Origin of the sequence: Pseudoclavibacter sp. VKM Ac-2867 (assembly GCF_015351275.1) — a bacterium.
Lineage (GTDB): Bacteria > Actinomycetota > Actinomycetes > Actinomycetales > Microbacteriaceae > Pseudoclavibacter.
Genome location: NZ_JADKSL010000002.1, coordinates 1 through 18796 on the forward strand (window position 1 = coordinate 1; position 18796 = coordinate 18796).

The following is an 18796-nucleotide window of genomic DNA, read 5'->3' on the forward strand; positions in this document are numbered from 1 at the left end:
CGGGCGCGCGCCCGCGCGCCCGCCCCACCGCCAAATGGGGCGTTTTCGCCCCGTTTTCGGGGCTGCGAAGGGGGTAAACCGACCCATTCGGCGATGGCGGAGGCGGAAGGAGGCAGGCGGCCGGGTGCGAGCGGATGGGGCGTTTTCGCCCCATTTTCGGGGCTGCGATGGGGTGAAACCGCCCTATTCGGCGGAGGCGGAGGCGGAGGCGGTGGCGGTGGAGACGGCGCGGGCGGGAGGAGGCAGGCGGCGGCCGGGTGCGAGCGGATGGGGCGTTTTCGCCCCGTCTTCCGGGCCGCGATGGGGAGGAACCGACCTATTCGGGGTGGCGCGGAGACGGTGGCGGTGGCGGTGGTGGTGGCGGAGGTGGCGGAGGGGGGCAGGCGGTGGTCGGGTGCGAGCGGATGGGGCGTTTTTGCCCCGTTTTCGGGGCTGCGATGGGGTGAGACTGACCTATTCGGGGTGGCGCGGTGGCGACGGCGGAGGCGATGGCGACGGCGATGGCGGAGGCGGGAGGGGGCAGGCGCTGGTCGGGTGCGAGCGGAGCGCCGTAGAGTGCTCTCATGCACGGTGAGTACAAGGTTCCTGGCGGGAAGCTCGTCACAGTCGACCTCGAGGTGGAGGGCGGTCGCATCGTCGATCCGCACCTCGCCGGTGATTTCTTCCTCGAGCCCGATGAGGCGCTCGACGACATCAACAGCGCGCTGCGGGGGCTCGCCGCCGATTCGTCGGCGGAGGACATCTCGGCGGCGGTTCGGGACGGCCTGCGGGAGGACGCGACGCTGCTCGGTGTCACGCCGGAGGCGGTCGGCGTCGTCGTGCGCCGTGCCGTTCTCGGCGCCAGAGACTGGCGCGCGTACGACTGGCAGATCCTGCATCCGGGCCCTCTGTCTCCCCGAGAGCACGTCGCGCTCGACCAGGTGCTGACGGAGGAGGTCGGCGCCGGTCGTCGGCCAGCGACGCTGCGGTTGTGGGAGTGGGATGAGACGGCAGTCGTGCTCGGCTCATTCCAGTCGGTGAAGAACGAGGTCGACCAGAAGAACCTCGACAAGTACGGGGTGCAGCTGGTGCGACGCATCACGGGCGGCGGGGCCATGTTCATGGAGGCCGGGTCGGTGGTGACGTACTCGCTGTACGTCCCGAGCGATCTGGTGCATGGCATGTCGTTCGCGGAGTCGTACGCGTTCCTCGACTCGTGGGTGCTGGATGCGCTGCACGGCCTGGGCATCAACGCGAGGTACGAGCCGCTCAACGACATCGCGAGCCCGTCGGGCAAGATCGGCGGGGCGGCGCAGAAGCGGCTCGGCTCGGGTGCGGTGCTGCATCACGCGACGCTCAGCTACGACATCGACGGCGACCGCATGACGGAGGTGCTGCGCATCGGCCGGGAGAAGCTGAGCGACAAGGGCACGCAGTCTGCGAACAAGCGGGTGAGCCCGCTTCGCTCGCAGACAGGACTTGAGCGTTCGGTGATCATCGACCATTTCAAGCAGACGTTCGTGGAGCACTACGGGGGCACACCGGGTGAGCTCACCGAGGACGAGCTGGCGCGTGCGCGCGAGCTGGCGGAGTCGAAGTTCGCTTCGCGGGAGTGGACGCACCGGGTTCCGTAGCCTGCGTACGCGTACGCGTACGCGTGCGCTTGCGGGGTCAGACGAGGGTGAGGCGCCAGCGGGCGTGACGCTCCTCGCCTGCTGGGCGTGCGAGGAGCGTCGCGAGCACGCCGGCTGGTCCGGCGCGGAGGAGCACCTCCGTGTGGTCACCGTCGGTGGGTTCGACCAGCACGTCGCCGGCGGGGGTCGGGAACCGGAACGCACGCGTCCAGGTGCGCCAGGGTGCTCCCGCGATGCTCAGGCGCTTCGCGTCCGGTCCGTCGCCGAAGTCGATGTGCTCGGCGGTCGCCGGCACGAAGACGAAGACCGCGAGGTCGTCGGTGCCGGGTGCTCGGGTCGGATCGCTCAGGGAGATGTCGATCGCGGAGAAGTCGGCGTTCGGCTGTACGCTCCAGCGTCGTTCGTCTCCGCTGGAGCCGTCGAGGGCGAAGCTGGCGTCGTGGAGCGCCCATTCGACGCCGTGGTCTGGCGTCGTCCGGTCGCGGAGGCGTGCGACCCAGGCTGCTGCTGGCAGGCGGTTGAGGGGTCCGATGGAGCGACTGCGTGGCTGGGAGGATTCCAGCACGTGGATGCCGCGATGCCGCCAGGCGTGGAGGCCCGTCGCGGCCGACACGTCGAGGCCGCCCCCAGGAGTGAGGCCCTCGGCCTCGTGTGGGGCGCGCGTTCGCGGCCCTCGGGGCGTCGGCGTTGGCATGGGCATCGGTGTCGGTGTCGGCATGGGCATCCGCCTCTGCTGCCCGTCGCGGAGCTCGATGCGGTAGGCGATCGTGCCGTGCCCGCTGATTCGGGCTAGATGCGGTCCTTCGACTCGCCAGATGCCCGAGGTGAGTCCGGTCACGTCGATGCCGATTCCGTGGTGCTTCTCGTGCCAGCTCGCTCGCACGCCGAGCGCTTCGTACGTGTGGGCAGGGCCGACGGCGGGTTCGAAGTCGGTGGCCTCGGGAGGCCAGATCCCGCGCACCACGTGGGCCGAGCGCTCGTCTCGGCCGCGCGCCGAGACCGTCAGCTCGGCGTCGCGAAACCCGCTCCAGGGTGAGGCGGTGAGGAGGTGGCCGCAGTTCTGCGTGACGTTGAGCTCGATGCTCCCGCGCCGGACGGTGACGACCCGGGTGAGGTGCTCCGAGGTGGTGGTCCAGGCGCCGCCGTGCTGGCTGACGCTCACCCGCGTGACCGCTGGCCGCCGCACGCCTGCCGGGGTGTCGCCGCAGACGGGGAACGCGTCGACGAGCACCGGGCCGAGCCGGTCCCTGTGCCGAACGGTCAGGGTGCCCGTCTCGACGTCCAGCTCGGCGCGGAACCCGCCGTGCTCGTGGCGCAGCGGCGGATGCGCCGCTCGCGACTGAGGGGCGACTTCCGCATCCGGAATCTCGGCCGGCTCGCCGTCGACGCTCCCCGAGACGAGCTCGCCCGTCTGGCCGTGCACGACCGCCTCGATCCGGCTCGTGCCGATGCGCAGCTGGTAGTCGATGAGAGTCCGTCCGGCTCCGTCGATGCGGACACCGCCGGTGAGCGACTCCTCCCGAGCCGCCCGCAGTGATCGTGTCTCGGATCCCGGCCCGCTCGGGCCCACGAGGCCGGACTCTCCGGGGACGAGGGTCGATGAGATCCCCGGGAGGTGGTTCACGAGTTCCAGGTAGCCGTCTTCGTCTGGTCTCGGGGAGGCCACGTTGCGGAAGCCGACGCGCACGTAGAGCGGGAACGCTCGCTGGTTGGCGGGGTCGACCTCGAGTCGCAGGGTGCGCAGGCCGAGCGAGGGGAAGCGCCGGAACGATTCGGCGAACAGCTCGCCGACGAGGAAGCCGCCTCGCAGTGTGCGCTCGACGACGAACATGACGGCGAAGAGGTGGCCTTCTGGCGCCACCCGGCGTCCGGACATGCGCGCGTAGGCGAGGGTGCCGACGATCGCGCCTCGGCTCTCCGCCACGAGGAGGAGGCGCACTCCGGTCTCCTGGATGCTCGCGAGCAGGGATGCGCCGTCAAGCGGCAGTCCCGTCACGGCGGGCCCGGTCCCGTGGTCGTTGATGAAGCGGGCGACCCGGTCCGCGTCCGTGGCGGCGTCGAAGGGCCTGATCCTGGTGGTCATCGGATTTTCGCGGAGAGGCGCCACACTCCGAGGCTCAGGAAGAGCGCGAAGACAGCGGCGAGGGCGAGGCTCGCGACGCTGGCGGTCAGCTCGAGCGAGCCGATGCTCGCGGTCATCCCGTAGAAGTCCCGGATCCCGTCGAGCGCGGCCTGGTCGCCGCCGGCCAGGGCGCTGGCTGCCTGCTCGGTGTACGGACGCCGGATGAGCATGGCGGCCTGGGCGAAGGGCAGCGTGTTGATCATCGTGACGACTCCGGCGGGCAGCGTGCCGGCCGGCACGTACGCGCCGGAGAAGAACCCGATGAGCGACCCGATGACGGTTGACACCGCGGTGAAGGCGCCGGCCGTCTGCAGGAAGGTGACGATGAAGGCGCCGAGCCCCGAGAAGGTCGCGCTCGAGAGGAGGACGAAGGCGAAGGTCGTCCCGAGGTTGCCCGGTGTCAGGGGCGGGTGCCCCTGCGTGAGCAGGTAGAGCTGGCCGATCACGATGATGACCGTGGTCATGATCACCGAGATGATGAATCCGGCGATGAGGTAGCCCAGCACCACCTGGGAGCGTCGGAGGGGCGACACCATGAAGTCCCGGAAGCGACCGGTGACGTTGTCGTCGACGAAGACGCCGAGGCCGGCGATGGCGGTCGTGAGGGTGGTGATCATCGTGATGCCCGCGAAGACCCACGAGTCGACGAACCAGCGCACGTCGGCGTCGGCGGCCTGCGGGAACGAGGCTCGGAGGGTGTCGACCTGCAGTCCGCCGAGGAAGAGCGCGTAGAGCGCGATCAGGATGATCGCGGACAGCAGCGAGAAGAAGACGCCGATCCGGTCGCGGAAGAACAGACGGAGGTTGCGTCCCGTGAGGAGCCAGATGCTGCTCATGCGGCGACCCCCTTGAGGAGGGCGAGGAAGACGTCGTCCATGGTGCCGTGTCGGAACTCGAAGTCTCGGACTCGGAGGCGACGCAGGAGGTCGAGCGCCTCCGTCGATGACGAGACGGTGACCCGGAGGTCGTCGCCCTCTCGGCGCACGTCGATGCCGGAGGCCGCGCAGAGGCGGAGGGCCTCCGCGGGGTCGTCGACGCGGAGTGTCAGCACGCTCGAGCTGAACTCGGCGCGAAGCTGGGCCGGTGTCCCGGCCGCCACGATCCGCCCCTTGTCGATGACGCAGACCTCGTCGGCGTTCTCTGTCTCCTCCATGTAGTGGGTGGTGAGGAAGATGGTGGTGCCCTGATCTCGGCGGATGTCGTGGATCGTCGACCAGATGAGCTCTCGCGACTGCGGGTCGAGTCCGGCGGTGGGTTCGTCGAGGAACAGCACGGTCGGTCGGTGCATGAGTGCCCGCGCGATGTCCGCCCTGCGCCGCTGCCCGCCGGAGAGGGGGCCGTACCGTCGGTTCAGGATGGGCTCGATGCCGACGAGGCCTGCGAGCTCGGCGGTGCGGGTTCTGTTCTCCTGCTTGCTGAGCCCGTAGAAGCCCGCCCGGATCTCGAGGTTCTCCCGCACGGTCAGGAGCGGGTCGAGCAGGGACGATTGGAAGACGGCTCCGATGGTGCGTTTCACCCGCTGCGCTTCCGTCTGCACGTCGAAGCCGTTGACGGTGATCGTGCCCGAGGTGGGGGTGAGCGTCGTCGTGATGCACCCGATGGTCGTGGACTTGCCTGCGCCGTTCTCCCCGAGGAAGGCGAAGACCGAGCCTCCGGGGACGGAGAGCGATAGCTCGTCCACTGCGACGAGCTCGCCGTACGTCTTGCTGAGTCTCTCGACCTCTACCGACACCAGTTCTCCTTCGTGCTTTGCGCCTTGGCCGTGTGGTGCTCGCGGCGGTCCGGCCCTGCCTGCGGGCCGTCGTCGTGGGCGGGGATCCAGCTGCCGTGCAGACCTAGCGGGATGCGCGCGGGGAGGTGGATGCGCGCGAGCTCGTCGCCGCCGAAGTCTTGGGCGCTCAGGATCAGGAGGTCGCTGGCGTTCCGCTGCGGGTTGTGGACGTAGCAGAGCAGGTAGCCGTCGTCCTCCTGGGCACTCCCGGCTCGTGGGACGAAGATCGCCTCGCCGACTGCCGCGTCGGTGCCGAGCCGCCGCGCCTGCGCGGAGCCGCGGTCCAGGTCGTGCTTGAACAGCACGTTGTCGAATTCCGAGTCGGGGACGTCGTCGAGCTCTCTCGGCCCGGTCCGCCAGGTCGCGACGAGCTCACCGGCGCTTGACGTGTAGGCGAAACGGTTCCGGCGGCCGGAGCGGCGGTCGTCGATGCGCGGGAACTCCTGCGGGGTGTCGTCGAGTCGGCGCCGGACCACGCTTCGGCGGGTGAGGTCGAGCGTGAATCGCTCGAGCGACGGGGTGCCGTGGCCTTCGATTGAACCGCGACGCGTGGCGAACATGGAGGGGTGCGTGATGGCGTCGAGGGTGATGACGTTGTCCGATTCGAAGGCGTTGACCGTGTGGTAGATCCAGACGGGGTCGAGGTCGAACCACGTCACGCCTGCGCGCTCGTCGCCTCGGGCAAAGACGCCGAGCCGCGCCTGCGCCGCCGAGCTCCAGCGGAACGGGAAGGGGTCTCCAGCGGCGGCGGCCAGCGCGCTGAACTTGGCGGGCAGGTCGAAGAGGATCACGTGCTCGTTCGTGAGCGCGAAGTCGTGCATCATCGTGGCCGTGGGCAGCTCGACCGATTGCGAGCGGACCAGCTGACCGGGCGCGGAGACGACGCAGTACTCGACGGATCGTGACCCGGAGAAGTAGCCGACCGTATGGAGGTCCCCGGTCTCTGGGTCCGTCTTCGGATGCGCGGACAGGCCGGCCCGCAGCTTGCCGTCGAAGTCGTACGGGCCCACCGTCTCGAGGCTCGCGTCGAGCTCGAACGGGAGCGTCCCGCCTTCGCCGAGGGACAGGATCCTGCCAGCGTGCCCGACGACGTTGATGTTCGAGGGAGTGTCGACGCCGCCGAGCACCGAATACGCGCGTCGGGGTTCGCCGAGCGCTCGCGTGACGGGGCTCTGCCGGACCCAGCGGTTGCGGTACCACTCGGCGCGGCCGTCCCTGAGGCGCACGCCGTGGATCATGCCGGCACCGAGGAAGTAGTGGAACCTCGCGTGCTCGACGCCGATCGGATTGGGCCCGTTTCGGAGGTACCGGCCGTCGAGGTCGGTCGGGATGGATCCGGTCACCGCCAGGTCGAAGGCGGTCACCTCCTCAGCGACCGGCGCGAACGACCCCTTCCGGAACGGGGAACGAGCCGCCGTGTTCCTCATGCGGATTCCGCCATCTGCACCGGTGAGCGGGAGAGCAGCTTCCGAGCGGCGAGGGCGTTCGCGGCCTGCTGTGCGGCGATCATGAGTCCCCCGGTGAGCAGGACGTCCGAGGCCTTCAGCGAGGGCCGGAGGGTGTCGCCCCCGAACAGCTGCTGCCCGTCGCCGATCGGGATGCCGACGGCACCTGCGATCACGACGGCGATGATGGCTGCGACAGTGCCGATGAGGACCATCCCGAGCCCGATGAGCAGGACCTGCACGGCGTAAACCGTCTCGATGTCCTTCGCGCTGAACCCCATCGTCCGCATTGTCGCGAGTTCGCGTCGGTCGCGACGCAGGGAGAACCCGACGACGTTGCCGATGAGGACCGCGCAGATGAGCGCCGCGACGATCACGAGCGCCCACATGATCGCCTGCTGCGCGGCGAGGACGGTGAAGATCAGGCCGGCCGTCTCCTTCGACGTGAGGAACTGCAGCCCGGGAGCATCAGCGCCGAGGGACGCCGCCGCTGTCGCGGGGTCGATACCCGGGGCGAGTGTGATGAGGATCTGCGTGATGGCGTCTGGCCGATCCAGGATCTGCTGCATGCCGGCGATGTCCATGACCACGGAGCTGGAGCGGAAGAGCCCGAAGCGGCTGTTGTCGTACACGCAGACGACGTCGGCGGTGATGGGACCGGCATCGACGGGCGCGCCAGCGACCGAGAGGCGCACGCTCGTGCCGACGTCGATGCCGAGTTCGTCTCGCTGAGCGATGTTGATGCAGACCTGGGCTGCGCCTGCCGGGGCCTGCCCTGCGACGATCTCGTAGCCTTCCGCGGCGATGTCCGAGCCCACGAGGACAACCCCGGCATCCTGTGCCTTGACCGTCATGCTCGCGCCGGCCGTGAGACGCGGCCGCACCTGCTCGACGCCCTCGGCTCCCGCGACGCGCTCCAGCGTGGACTCGGCGTCCGCGATGTAGGTGACGACGTCGGACTCGGGGTTGAGCATCGAGTACTCGTACCCGTCCGCGAACGCGGAGACGTCGCCACTGACGATGTCGCTGGCCGACTGCGTCATCATGGTGCCCATCGCGGTGATCGCAGCGAACGAGAGCAGCAGTCCGAACGTCGCGACGGAGACGCTCGTGAAGGTCCGGGCGTTGCGGGGGTTCGCGCGGATCATGGACACCGCCATGTGGAGCTTGTAGCGCAGGTCGAGGCTCGCACTCTCCCCTGGCGTTTCGCGCCCTGCGGTCGATCCGGGGCGCTCGGTCGGCTCTGGGTCATTGGCTCGCATCATCTGTCGCCCTCTCCTTCGTGGTTCGGTCCTGCTCCGCGAAGTACCGCTCGTCGCTGCGGAAGAGCCGTTTCGCGACGTCCGGGTGCTCTCGAAGCGATCGCCGGATGTCGACGCCGAAGGTCTCTGCGGGGACGTGCTCGCTGGGCGATTCGACAGCCGAGATGAAGGCGTCGAGAGATGCCCGCATGGCCTTGCCCGGCGCAGTGTCGCCGTAGTCGAACACGATCATGGGGCTGCCGATGTTGCAGACGTCGACGACGCTGGCACCGTAGCTCCCGAGCACTCGCCTGAGGTACTCGGCCGCGTACGGGGCATCGAACGGACTCGCGGACGTCGACATCGCGAGCGCCCCCTTGCCCGCCAGGAGCTGCCGGTGGCTCAGGCGCGTCGTCCGCTCGATGAAGCGCATCATCGTCGAGTTGACGTTCGCGCAGTAGTTCGGGCTCGCGAGGATGACGCCGTCCGCGGCGAGCATCGCGTCGATCAGGGTCTCCGCGTCGTCGACGAACGTGCATCCATCTCGACGGAAGCAGCGGCCGTTGCCGTCGCACGTCGTGATGTCCAGGTTCCACAGCGCGGTCTCCTCGTACCGCCAGGCCGGGCGCTGCTCGGCGAGGTACGCGCGGGAGGCTTCGAGCATCACCGCCGTGTGGCTGAGGTTGCTCGGCCGCGGGCTGGAGTGGATGGCGAGGATCTTCACGCCGCGAGCCGCCCGTCGACGAGGTGCACGATGCGTCTCCCCGCTGCCAGGACTCGGTCGTCGTGAGACGAGACGACGATCGTCGTGCCGTCCCGCTCGTTGAGCAGGCGCAGGAGATCGAGGACCCCGTCCGCGTTGCGCCCGTCGAGGCTCGCCGTCGGCTCGTCGGCGACGACGACCGCGGTTCCGCTCGTGACGGCGCGGATGATCGCCGCGCGCTGCTGCTGGCCTCCCGACAGCTGGCGCGGAAGCGCCGTGAGCTTGTCGCCGAGGCCGACAGCGGTCAGCAGCTCGCGGGTCCTGGCTGCGGCTCCTCGCGTGAGCCGACCTTGGACTCGGAGCTGCAGGACGGCGTTCTCGTAGACGGAGAGGGAGCCGACGAGGTTCGACTTCTGGAACACGTAGCCGATCTGATCGCGGCGGAAGTCGGAGAGCTCACGAGGCGAGAGGCGGGTCAGCTCAGCGCCGTTGACCCTGATCGAGCCTGAGGTCGCTGTGTCGAGCCCGCCGATGAGGTTGAGCAGGGTGGTCTTGCCCGATCCGGAGGGGCCCGCGAGCACGACGAACTCGCCGGCCGCGATCTCGAGAGAGATGCCGCGGTTCGCGCGCACCTCGCTCGTGCCCTCGCCATACGTCTTGGTCAGGTCCTGCGTCGTGATCATGCGGTACGTCCTTCGAGGAAGCTGTAGGTGATGTCGGCACTCGCGACGATGCGGTCGTCGACGGTCGCGGTCGCCTCGACCTTCCCCATGGAGGCGAGCATCGCGATCGCCCGTGCGTCGAGGACGAGTCGGTCGCCGGGGACGACGGCGTTCCGGAAGCGGACGGTGTCGATTCGGGCGAGGACGCAGAGCCGATCCCCGATGTCGAACAGCTGGCCCCCTGCCTGGGCCATCGCCTCGAGGATCAGGACTCCGGGCATGATCGGGTTCCCGGGGAAGTGGCCCGCGAAGTGCGGCTCGTTGACCGTGACGTTCTTGATCGCGCGAACCGAGGTTCCGGGCACGAGCTCCTCGATCCTGTCGAGCAGAAGGAACGGGTACCGGTGGGGGAGCCTCGCCATGAGGTCGCGCGTGGTCGCGGCGCCATTCATGCCACTCATGCGGTGAGCCCTCCATCTGCGACCAGGCAGTGCCCGTTGATGTACGAGGCGCCCGGCCCCGCAAGGAACTGGACGACGTCCGCGATCTCCTCCGCCCGCCCGAAGCGAGCCTGGGGGATCAGCTTCAGGTAGTCGTCGCGAGTCGGCTGCGGCAGCGAATCGAGCATGTCGGTGTCGATGAAGCCGGGAGCGACTGAGTTCACCCGGATCCCGAACGTCGCGAGTTCCTTCGCGAGGGTCTTGGTGAGGGCGATGACGCCGGCTTTCGCTGCCGCGTAGTTCGCCTGCCCGATGGGGCTCGTGAGGGCGCTCACGGAGGCGATGTTCACGATGGTCCCGTGCTTGGCGGCGGCCATCAGCCAGGCTGCCTGCCTCGAGCAGGAGAAGGTCCCGGACAGGTCGGTGTCGACCACCGAACGCCAGGACTGCTCGCTCATCATGAGCGCGTATCCGTCCTTGGCGTGGCCCGCGTTGTTGACCTGCACGTCGAGCCCACCCCACGCGGCCTTGATCTCGGCGAACATGGCCTTCACCTCGGCGAAGGAGGAGACATCCGCCTTGACCGGCAGCACCTGGCCCGGGTAGCGGTGCTCGAGGCCTTCGAGCACCGACATGGTCTCGCTCCGAGCGCTGCGGTAGTTCACGGCGACGCGAGCCCCGCTGTGCAGGAATCGCTCCGCGACGGCGAGTCCGATTCCGCGGGTTGCGCCGGTGACGCAGACGCGTGTGGTGCCTGCGAGGTGACGATGGGCGTTCACGCTGCCGCCTTCCGAGTGATCGTCGAGGTGACGCCGCCGTTGACGGTCGCCACGGTCGTGAGGATTCTCGAGCCGGGCGCGGATGCCTGCAGGCCGATGATGTGGGCGATCGCCTCGTTGCCGCCGAAGCACTCGCCGGTCGCGAGTCTCGGCAGCAGCACGCTGCCGCGGTGGCCGATGGCGCGGATGGCGGAGAGCTCGCTCCGCGTGAGCCCCTCGAGTCCGTTCGCGGTGCCGACGACCGTGTCGACGTCGTCGATGGCGAGGTTCGCGCGTTCGAGCGCCAGCCGCATCGAATGCTCGATGGTCGTGTCGTCGGCCTGCCAGTCCAGATAGCTGACGCCTGCGCCTGCGGCCGAAGCCGAGGCCGTGCTCAGAAGCGTCGCGAGCGGCGTCGCACCGCGTTCCTCGGCCGACCGGGCCGACTCCAGGACGACGACGGCTGCCGCTTCCCCCGTGGCGAAGGTGAAGGCGACCCCTCGGGGGTCCTCGAAGACGCGGTCGAAGTACTCGGTCATGATCCGGTTGGTCTCGTCGAGGGAGATGGCGAGCATCACCTCCGCCTTTCCTGAGGTGAGCAGCAGCTCGGCGTAGGCAAGCGCTGACCCTCCGACGAGGGTCGAGTTGGCTCCCTTGAGGCCGAGGGCGAGGCTCGCCTGGCCGTTGGCCACGTTGTAGACGGTCTGCGTGAAGAGCCCGGGGCTCGCCTGCTGGAGCCCGCCGCCGAGGAGACCCTCGAGGTACTCGCTGACGACCCTCTGCGGTCCGTACTCGGTGCCGGTGACCACGCCGACTCGCTCGAGGTCGGCTGGCCGCTCGCCGAGCCGCGCCGAGGTGAAGGCATCGGTGGCGGCCGCCATGGCGACCTGGCTGAAGCGCTTCTTGCGGCGGAGTCCCACGGGCTTCACGTAGTCCGTGATGCTGAAGCCCTCCGGAATCGGCCGGGTCTCGTGTCCGAGTTGCGTCGTTCCACGCGACGCGAGGCCCTCGGCTTCGTCGATGTCGGCGAAGGCCCAGCCGAATCGGTCGAGCGCGTCGGTGGACGCCGCGTGGTCCTGGAGGTGGAGGCCGAGGGGCGATATCGCCCCGAGGCCGGTGATGAGCGTGGGTGTCGTCATTGCTGTGCTCTCTTTCTCAGCCAGTTCTCTGCCAGGGAGATGGATCTCGCTGCGGACGCGATCAGCTGCGGCAGGCCCGATCCGTGCTCGCCCCACTGGCCGGTGATGAAGGTGTTCTGCAGGCTGGTGCGCTGGCTGATCCGGCGCACCAGGTAGTTGTCGACGTCGTGGGCCCAGCCCGTCGCCGATCCGCCTCGGTGCCCGAACCAGCGCAGGTAGTCGAGCGGGGTCGCGACCCTGCGGTACACGCAGTGCTCGCGCAGCTCTGGGACCAGGAGCCTCGCGACGAGGCCTTCGATGGCCTGCGCATACTCGTCGTAGAAGGCCTCGTCGTGGGCTTCCTCGTCGTGATACATGTCGACCTCCACGCGCATGAGGTCTCGGCCCGGTGCCGCTAGGGAGGGGTCGATCCGGCTCGGGAAGTGCAGCTTGATCACCGGGTGGTGAGGCAGCCTGCCGGTCTCGAGCACCCGATAGGTCTCGAACACGTCGTCGGTGTCCGTGAGGTAGTGGCGGGCGGCGCCCGCGAACCGTGAGAGGTCGACGCCCTCGAGCGTGAGGAACAGGCTCAGCGAGGAGTGCCCGCGTCGTCGACCCTCGACGACGATGCCCGTGCCTCCGTGCTCGGACAGCATCCGCTCGAGCGCGAAGACGTCGCCGTTGTAGAGGATGACGTCCCCTGCTCTCGTCGAGCCGTCCGCGAGCTGAACGCCCCGCGCGATTCCGTCGGCGGCGAGGAGTGCGGTCACCTCCGCGCCGAGGAGCACCTCGCCACCCGACGCGGTGATGTACCCGACCAGGGCGTCGACGAGCGTGCGCACGCCTCCTCGGAGGGAGACCATCCCCTTCGCGTAGCACTCGGTGAAGAACCCGGCCATGATCAAGAGTGACGACTCGTCGCACTGGATGCGCATGGCGAGCGCAGTGCGCAGCAGCGGGTCGGCGATGGTGGCCGTGCAGAACTCCTCGAAGCCTCGCCGGTAGTTCCGCATCATGAATCGGCCCTTGTCCTGCGAGCCGTCGTCGTCGGCACCGCCGAGGAACTCGCGCATGAAGCCGAAGAACGCGGTCAGATCTGCCGTGGACTCCGGGAACTGGACTCCAAGGCTCTTCTGGAGCCGGTCGAGGCCGGTCGGCAGGGTGATGCGTCGGTCGCCGATGACCATGACGTCGGCGATGTCGACGGGTTCGAGGTGCACGGCGTGCTCGAGGCCGAGCTCGTGGAGCAGGGTGTGGAGTGCCCCTCCGGGGTGGCCACCGAGGAGGTGCGAGACGGCGAGGTCGAAGTGGTCGCCGGCGTCGTTCCGAAACCCTCCGAAGTAGCCGCCGGCCTGCTCGCGCTGCTCGAGGACCGTGACGTGGTGGCCGTGCGCCGTGAGGCGGGCCGCCGCGACGAGGCCGGCCATGCCGCTGCCGACGACGATGCACTCAGAGCTTGGCATCGAATTCCCTTCCGTCGGTGACCGCGTCCGGGTGCTCCGCGAAGAAGCTGTCCATGCGGTGCCTCGTCGACTCGGGCCATCTGAAGAGGAACCGGTTGGTGCCCCGGAGTACGACGTGCTCGGTCACGCCGATCGCCACGGGGCTGCCGTCGCGTACCTGGGTCAGGCGGTAGTAGAAGACGAGCTTCGTGGTCGCCTGCGGCTTCAGGAAGGTCTCGAGGCGAAGCTCGTCGCCGAAGCGTCCGAGGCCAAGGAACGAGACTCGCGTCTTGGTGACCGGGACGAAGAGCGTGTCTCCCTCGATTTCGAGCAGGCTCCCGCCGCGGGTGAGCTCGTCGATGAGCGCGAAGCGTCCGACCTCGAACCAGGTGAACAGGTTGCTGTGGTGGAAGACGCCGGCCATGTCGGTCTCGCTGAAGCGGATGGAGAACCGAGTCTCGTTCACGCTGCGGCCGCTCATCGGAGCTCCAGCAAGGTGAGCGCGGGCTGCTTCGACACTCCGTGGACCGGGAACCAGAGCACTGCCCCGGTCAACGTGATGCCGATGGCGAAGGGGGCCGCGAATGCCCACCAGCTCGGGTCGAGGTGGAGCTTCGTCGACCCCACGGCGAACGCGAAGGCCGAGTCCGTGGAGGAGACCTCCAGGAAGTTCACGACGGCCACCGTGGCGACGGCGAGGAGGGCGCCGACGGCGTATCCGACGATGAACTGGGCAACCACCTCCGCGAGGTACATCCGCCGCAGCGTCCCACCGCGCATTCCGACGGCTTTCAGCACGGCAAGGTCGCCGACGCGGGAGAGCATGGCCGAGTAGATGAGCGAGGTGAGGCCGATGCAGATGACGACGTAGGTGAACGTGAAGATGGACACCAGGAGGATGCCCCAGATCTTCGGGCCGAGCATGAGGGCCGACCAGCTCGTCTCCGACCAGGAGGACACCGTGCTCGGGGTGCCCAGTTCGGCGGCAGCGGCGGTGATCCCGGCTCGCGCCGACTCGTCGTCATCGGCGTCGACGAGGATCGTGTTGACGCTGCCAGGGTCGCCGTGCACACGCTCGGCGAGGCTGACGCGGTCGACGATCGCCCAGCTCTCCATGAGGAAGCTCTGGATGTCTGGGGTGACGACGTCATCGACGGTGTAGCTGATCTCGACGCCGGCCACGGAGACGCTGACCTCGTCTCCCGCTGTGACCCCGAGGCGGCTCGCGGTCTTCTCATGGAGTTCGATGTGCTGCGTGCCGATGCGTTCCGCGGGGAGTCCGAGGTTGTCGGCCAGCTGCGGTTCTGCGGAGAGATCGGCGCCGATGAGGCTCACCGATGCGCTCTCGGGGCGTGCGCTCGTGCCGTTCGGGTTCGAGATGTTCGCGGTGAGCTGCAGCCGGGGCCGCACCGATTCCGCGCCGCTCGCGGACGAGAAGCGCTGCGCCGTCGCAGCGTCGAAGCTGAGGGCGGCGTCGGCGCTCGGCTCGACGAGCCACGTCGCTCCGACGCTCCCGAAGACGAGCCGGTCGGCGTTCTGGCCGATGGAGCCGACGAAGGAGAGCGCGATGACGAACAGCGCGATGCCGATGGCCACCTGGCTCACGACTCCTGCAGCTTCGCGCCGGTAGTGGACGACGTCGTGCAGCGCCAGTCTGATCATGCGGCTCGTTCCTTTCGATCGGTGGCAGCCGCGGCAGCGAGCTGAAGAGCGGTCGGCGTGCGCCGGAGGACGCTGATCTCGGTGCCGACGGGGTGGGCCAGGATGCAGACGGCACCCGGGATGGCGAGCCGCGTGAACTCCACATCAGGGTGGGATGCGCGCAGTCCGGGTTCGTCGAAAGCGCCGAAGCCGATGCCGAGCCCGCGCCCTGCACGCTTGCCCCAGGACTCCTTGAGGACGAAGATCTCGAGCAGCCGAGCCGGTGACGTCGCGAGCTCTCGGCGTTCTGCGGGGGTGAAGAACCCCGAGCGCAGCGACGGCAGCTCACGGGCCAGCCGGTGCTCCCTGGGTGAGCCGACGATTTCGAGGTCGATGCCGATTTGCTCGCGGGCGACCGCGCAGACGGACAGCTCGCCCGAGTGCGACGTCGAGAAGTGGAGCCCGCTCGTCTCGAGCCGAGGCTTCTCGGGAGGCCGACGGGTCACCCGCGCGTCGTGCACGCCGAACTCAGCGAGCGTCTCGGTCAGGAGCGCACGCCCCGCGGCTCGGCGCAGCTGCCAGCCCGCGGTCGGCGACGTTGCACGCCGCGTCTCCGTCCTGTCCAGCCAGCTGACCGCGATCACGAGGTGCCTCGAAGGAGGGAGGTGGCGAGAGACGAGAGCCGGGAGACGGCCTCGAGTTCCGCGCGGCGCAGCTCGCGCATCCGTGAGACGAGGTCGCCCCAGCCTTCTCTCGGGTCTTCGGCCCTGGCATGGGCGCGGAGCGCACTCGCGAACGCGCGCCACCCTCGTCCGAGGCTCGCGTACCTGTCTGCGACCGCGTCGAGGTCTCCGTGACCGAGGTGGCGCGCGCTTGCGCGCAGCCCGCGTGAGAAGAGGTGTCGACCAGCACCGCCGCCGGTCCCGATCTTCTCGAGCATGGTCGAGATCGACAGCAGCTCTCTCCGAATCTGCTGAGTCGTGAGCACGTCGGACATCGAGGACAGCTCGCGTTCGAGTGCCTTCAGGGCCCGTTCTCCCTGCGTGTTGTTCGCGGGGTTGAGGAACAGCTCGGCGCTCTCCGCGAGCGAGACGGTCAGCACCTCGTCGAGGTCGGGGACGAGCCTCGGCGGAACGATTCGCCCGACGGCGAACTTCCGTGCCGGCGCCGCCATGAGCAGGGAGCCATCGCTCGGCATCGAGGCCGCGGCGGCCGCGCTCGCGGCGGACACCGGGAGCGGCGTCGACCACAGGTAGTCGTTGCAGATCAGGTCGCCGTTCGGCAGGACGGTCCTGACGGGAAGCGCGTGCTCGCCGAACGCGTGGACCTCGTCCCAGGGGAGGACACCCGCGAAGCTGGGGAGCTCTCGTGCCTCGCAGTAGAGGTAGGGCAGGAGTCCCTGCTCCGACCAGTCACGTGCACGCTCGGTCATCGCGTCCGCGTCCGGATGCGAGACGAACTCGATGCGCGAGCCGGTGCGTCGCGCGAAGAAGTGCTCGAGGTCGTGCATGCGGGCGTTGACGTAGGAGGTGCTCTCCTCGCGGTGGAAGAGGAACCCGAAGCCGCCGCCTATGACGAAGCAGAGCTCCTCGTCGAGGTCGAACCCGGTGCCCTCGAAGACGTTCGAGAGCATCGTGGAGAAGCAGTGCGACCCGCGTCGGTAGGTCTCCGGCCAGCTCGTGCGCGCGGTGAGGCTCACGACTCGGGCTCCGCTTCTCGCCAGACGCGGACCGTCTCGAGCGCGGCTCGTTCGACCGCGACAATCGCGGTGAGCGCGGTGTCGTCGCCGTCGAGGAATGCCCGGTGCAGTTCGGCGGACCGCAGGAATCCCAGCCTCGTGGCGTCGTGCGCATTGGCGCCGCCGTAGGTGTCGAGGGCGTCGACGAGCTGCGTGCGTCCGTAGGCGCTGTCACCGCAGGAGACCGCGCGAAGTCGGCGGCGGTACGCGGCGACGTCGCCCCGGTTGGGGTGCGAGTCAAGCCAGTCCGACAGCATCGACAGGCCATCCTCCGCGACCCTCATGCGCTGAAGCGCGAGGCCCAGGGAACGTGCGGCCCGCCGCGTGAACGAGAATCGGCTCGGCGAGATGATCGCGCTGAGGGAGGGGACAGGCGCGGCGTACCCCCAGGACGTCATGGACGCGCTGCTGAGCTCGCGGTAGCTGAGCGAACGGTCGGCGTAGATCGAGGTGACGCGGACCGATGCGGCGTCGAACTCACTGAGTGCGACGGGGAGGAGAGTCCTCGAACCCGTCGCCGGATCCGTCTCGGGGTGAATTGCGTACATCGGCGCCGCTCGCCAGCGTCGCTCCGTCAGTGTGTGCTCGCGCCGTGCGGCTTCGAGGAACTGCGCGCTGTCTGTGGTCCGGAACTGCTCGCAGTTGAACCCCGAAGCCTCGAACAGGTCGAAGGCGGCCTCCAGTCCACCGAACTCGTCTCGACCGTCGGCGATGGGCCGGACGTAGCGAAACGCGGAGGCCATGGCGCGGACTGCGAGCGGCTCGATCTCGATGCCGAGGTGGCCGAAGATGAGCTGCGCTGGTGCGACGACGGGATGCGCGGCGGCCGGGTTCGCGGGGCTGACCGGCTGACCGTGGGTCATCATGCCGGCGGCCGGAAGCTTCGCACGGCGATGCAGGTGTTGTTGCCGCCGAAGCCGAACGAAGTGGAGATGGCGACGTCCACGCCGTGATCCTCGAGGGTGCGCGTCGGCAGCTTGAGGTCCTCGAAGCCGCTCATGGCCTCTCGGAGGCCGAAGTTGCCCGGTACGAAGCCGCCTTCCATCGCGGCGAGGCAGGCGAGGAGCTCGATGCTGCCCGCGCAGCTGAGCGTGTGGCCGTGCAGCGGCTTCGTCGAGCTCACGGGGATGGCGCGGAGCCCGTCGCCGAAGACGCTCCGCAGCGCGGTCAGCTCCATGACGTCGTTGTACCGCGTGCCTGTGCCGTGCGCGTTGACGTAGTCGACATCGGCGGGCAGCACACCCGCCTGATCGAGGCACTGCCGGATCGCGAGCTCCGCCCCTCGTCCGCTCGGGTCGGGGGCCGTCGCGTGGTGCGCGTCGTCGGAGAGCCCGTACCCTGCGACCTCGCCGTAGACTCGAGCGCCTCGTGCGATGGCTGACGCCTCGGACTCGAGCACGAACATGCAGGCGGCCTCGCCGAGCCCGGTGCCGTCTCGGAGCTCATCGAACGGCCGGAGCGCATCGTGCGTCAAGGACTTGAGGAGCGTGAAGCCGGAGTAGGACAGCATCGAGAACGGTTCGGCACCGCCGGCGAGAGCCAGGTCGGCGTGGCCAGCTGTGATGAGGTCGCAGGCGAGTCCGACGGAGTTGCTTCCTGCGGCACAGGCCGTCGACACGGATGCCTGGGGGCCGCGGAGCCCGAACTCGGATCGTATCGACGCCGCGACGGTTCCAGGCGTCCGCACGATGGTCGCCCCCGTCTCGAGGGTTCCCGCCAGCGATTGCTCGGCGTACGCCTGGCTGGTCTCGACGCCAGCGTTCGACGAGGCGACGACCACCGCGGTGCGAAACGGGTCGAGCTCTTCGGAGGACAGGCCGGCGTCTGCGAGGGCGCGGCTCGCGCAGAATGCTCCGTAGTGCTGGGCCGTCTCCCATCCCGGTCGATTCGGGGCGAACGCCGCGAACGCGTCCGGCAGCTCTCTGATGATCGCGCCTCGGTCGTACGGGAATTCGGTGGTGTCGAAGGTCGTGATCGGCGCGAATCCCGAGTCGCCGTTTCGAAGCGATTCGCTGAATTCCGTGAAGCTGTTGCCGATCGGGCTGAGGAGCCCGACGCCGGTGATGAGGATGCGCACTGCTGGACCAGTCGGTGGGCGGCGC

Annotated in this window: 18 protein-coding genes; 1 reads left to right on the forward strand and 17 read right to left on the reverse strand. The window is 69.0% G+C overall.

The window, feature by feature from the left end:
• Positions 1–563 precede the first annotated feature (563 nt).
• Positions 564–1613 carry a lipoyl protein ligase domain-containing protein gene (locus ITJ67_RS03020; protein WP_160072867.1) on the forward strand — a complete coding sequence of 350 codons (1050 nt, stop codon included), beginning with the start codon at positions 564–566 and terminating at the stop codon, positions 1611–1613.
• Positions 1614–1650: 37 nt separating this feature from the next.
• On the opposite strand, the gene ITJ67_RS03025 is transcribed toward ITJ67_RS03020, so the two are convergent.
• From ITJ67_RS03025 to ITJ67_RS03105, 17 genes are read right to left on the reverse strand one after another with little or no spacing between them, the layout of a single operon-like run.
• Positions 1651–3696, reverse strand: a complete 2046-nt coding sequence (locus ITJ67_RS03025; RefSeq protein ID WP_194676697.1) for a GNAT family N-acetyltransferase — start codon at positions 3694–3696, stop codon at positions 1651–1653.
• On the reverse strand, positions 3693–4571 hold the full coding sequence (locus tag ITJ67_RS03030) for an ABC transporter permease (protein ID WP_194676698.1): 879 nt from the start codon (positions 4569–4571) through the stop codon (positions 3693–3695). The genes ITJ67_RS03025 and ITJ67_RS03030 overlap by 4 nt, the downstream gene beginning before the upstream one ends.
• Positions 4568–5467: an ABC transporter ATP-binding protein gene (locus ITJ67_RS03035; RefSeq protein WP_194676699.1), complete on the reverse strand. Its 900-nt coding sequence runs from the start codon at positions 5465–5467 to the stop codon at positions 4568–4570. Before ITJ67_RS03035 ends, ITJ67_RS03030 begins: the two co-directional genes overlap by 4 nt.
• Entirely contained in the window at positions 5458–6933 is a 1476-nt protein-coding gene (locus tag ITJ67_RS03040; protein WP_194676700.1) for a carotenoid oxygenase family protein, read from the reverse strand. Before ITJ67_RS03040 ends, ITJ67_RS03035 begins: the two co-directional genes overlap by 10 nt.
• On the reverse strand, positions 6930–8216 hold the full coding sequence (locus ITJ67_RS03045) for an ABC transporter permease (RefSeq protein ID WP_194676701.1): 1287 nt from the start codon (positions 8214–8216) through the stop codon (positions 6930–6932). Before ITJ67_RS03045 ends, ITJ67_RS03040 begins: the two co-directional genes overlap by 4 nt.
• The gene (locus ITJ67_RS03050) at positions 8200–8916 is read right to left on the reverse strand and encodes a flavodoxin family protein (protein WP_194676702.1); all 717 of its coding nucleotides are present in this window, start codon (positions 8914–8916) and stop codon (positions 8200–8202) included. The genes ITJ67_RS03045 and ITJ67_RS03050 overlap by 17 nt, the downstream gene beginning before the upstream one ends.
• Entirely contained in the window at positions 8913–9578 is a 666-nt protein-coding gene (locus tag ITJ67_RS03055) for an ABC transporter ATP-binding protein (protein ID WP_160072881.1), read from the reverse strand. The genes ITJ67_RS03050 and ITJ67_RS03055 overlap by 4 nt, the downstream gene beginning before the upstream one ends.
• The gene (fabZ, locus tag ITJ67_RS03060) at positions 9575–9979 is read right to left on the reverse strand and encodes a 3-hydroxyacyl-ACP dehydratase FabZ (RefSeq protein ID WP_201297740.1); all 405 of its coding nucleotides are present in this window, start codon (positions 9977–9979) and stop codon (positions 9575–9577) included. The genes ITJ67_RS03055 and fabZ overlap by 4 nt, the downstream gene beginning before the upstream one ends.
• Before the next feature lie 35 nt (positions 9980–10014).
• Positions 10015–10776 carry a 3-oxoacyl-ACP reductase FabG gene (gene fabG / locus ITJ67_RS03065; RefSeq protein ID WP_194676704.1) on the reverse strand — a complete coding sequence of 254 codons (762 nt, stop codon included), beginning with the start codon at positions 10774–10776 and terminating at the stop codon, positions 10015–10017.
• Entirely contained in the window at positions 10773–11894 is a 1122-nt protein-coding gene (locus tag ITJ67_RS03070; RefSeq protein WP_194676705.1) for a beta-ketoacyl synthase N-terminal-like domain-containing protein, read from the reverse strand. Before ITJ67_RS03070 ends, fabG begins: the two co-directional genes overlap by 4 nt.
• Entirely contained in the window at positions 11891–13336 is a 1446-nt protein-coding gene (locus ITJ67_RS03075) for a phytoene desaturase family protein (protein WP_194676706.1), read from the reverse strand. Before ITJ67_RS03075 ends, ITJ67_RS03070 begins: the two co-directional genes overlap by 4 nt.
• Positions 13323–13796, reverse strand: coding sequence for an acyl-CoA thioesterase (locus tag ITJ67_RS03080; RefSeq protein WP_194676707.1), 474 nt, complete (start codon positions 13794–13796; stop codon positions 13323–13325). The genes ITJ67_RS03075 and ITJ67_RS03080 overlap by 14 nt, the downstream gene beginning before the upstream one ends.
• Entirely contained in the window at positions 13793–14977 is a 1185-nt protein-coding gene (locus ITJ67_RS03085) for an ABC transporter permease (protein WP_194676708.1), read from the reverse strand. Before ITJ67_RS03085 ends, ITJ67_RS03080 begins: the two co-directional genes overlap by 4 nt.
• Positions 14974–15600, reverse strand: a complete 627-nt coding sequence (locus tag ITJ67_RS03090; protein ID WP_194676709.1) for a 4'-phosphopantetheinyl transferase family protein — start codon at positions 15598–15600, stop codon at positions 14974–14976. Before ITJ67_RS03090 ends, ITJ67_RS03085 begins: the two co-directional genes overlap by 4 nt.
• Entirely contained in the window at positions 15597–16655 is a 1059-nt protein-coding gene (locus ITJ67_RS03095) for a DUF4872 domain-containing protein (protein WP_194676710.1), read from the reverse strand. Before ITJ67_RS03095 ends, ITJ67_RS03090 begins: the two co-directional genes overlap by 4 nt.
• Positions 16652–17560 carry a hypothetical protein gene (locus ITJ67_RS03100; RefSeq protein ID WP_194676711.1) on the reverse strand — a complete coding sequence of 303 codons (909 nt, stop codon included), beginning with the start codon at positions 17558–17560 and terminating at the stop codon, positions 16652–16654. The genes ITJ67_RS03095 and ITJ67_RS03100 overlap by 4 nt, the downstream gene beginning before the upstream one ends.
• Positions 17557–18771, reverse strand: coding sequence for a beta-ketoacyl-[acyl-carrier-protein] synthase family protein (locus ITJ67_RS03105; protein WP_194676712.1), 1215 nt, complete (start codon positions 18769–18771; stop codon positions 17557–17559). Before ITJ67_RS03105 ends, ITJ67_RS03100 begins: the two co-directional genes overlap by 4 nt.
• Positions 18772–18796 lie beyond the last annotated feature (25 nt).

Excerpts from the sequence above, each read along its gene's own strand:
- ITJ67_RS03020 (WP_160072867.1), top strand. The coding sequence starts at position 564 with ATGCACGGTGAGTACAAGGTTCCTGGCGGGAAGCTCGTCACAGTCGAC.
- ITJ67_RS03025 (WP_194676697.1), bottom strand. The coding sequence starts at position 3,696 with ATGACCACCAGGATCAGGCCCTTCGACGCCGCCACGGACGCGGACCGG.
- ITJ67_RS03030 (WP_194676698.1), bottom strand. The coding sequence starts at position 4,571 with ATGAGCAGCATCTGGCTCCTCACGGGACGCAACCTCCGTCTGTTCTTC.
- ITJ67_RS03040 (WP_194676700.1), bottom strand. The coding sequence starts at position 6,933 with ATGAGGAACACGGCGGCTCGTTCCCCGTTCCGGAAGGGGTCGTTCGCG.
- ITJ67_RS03045 (WP_194676701.1), bottom strand. The coding sequence starts at position 8,216 with ATGATGCGAGCCAATGACCCAGAGCCGACCGAGCGCCCCGGATCGACC.
- ITJ67_RS03055 (WP_160072881.1), bottom strand. The coding sequence starts at position 9,578 with ATGATCACGACGCAGGACCTGACCAAGACGTATGGCGAGGGCACGAGC.
- fabZ (WP_201297740.1), bottom strand. The coding sequence starts at position 9,979 with ATGGCGAGGCTCCCCCACCGGTACCCGTTCCTTCTGCTCGACAGGATC.
- ITJ67_RS03070 (WP_194676705.1), bottom strand. The coding sequence starts at position 11,894 with ATGACGACACCCACGCTCATCACCGGCCTCGGGGCGATATCGCCCCTC.
- ITJ67_RS03075 (WP_194676706.1), bottom strand. The coding sequence starts at position 13,336 with ATGCCAAGCTCTGAGTGCATCGTCGTCGGCAGCGGCATGGCCGGCCTC.
- ITJ67_RS03080 (WP_194676707.1), bottom strand. The coding sequence starts at position 13,796 with ATGAGCGGCCGCAGCGTGAACGAGACTCGGTTCTCCATCCGCTTCAGC.
- ITJ67_RS03085 (WP_194676708.1), bottom strand. The coding sequence starts at position 14,977 with ATGATCAGACTGGCGCTGCACGACGTCGTCCACTACCGGCGCGAAGCT.
- ITJ67_RS03100 (WP_194676711.1), bottom strand. The coding sequence starts at position 17,560 with ATGATGACCCACGGTCAGCCGGTCAGCCCCGCGAACCCGGCCGCCGCG.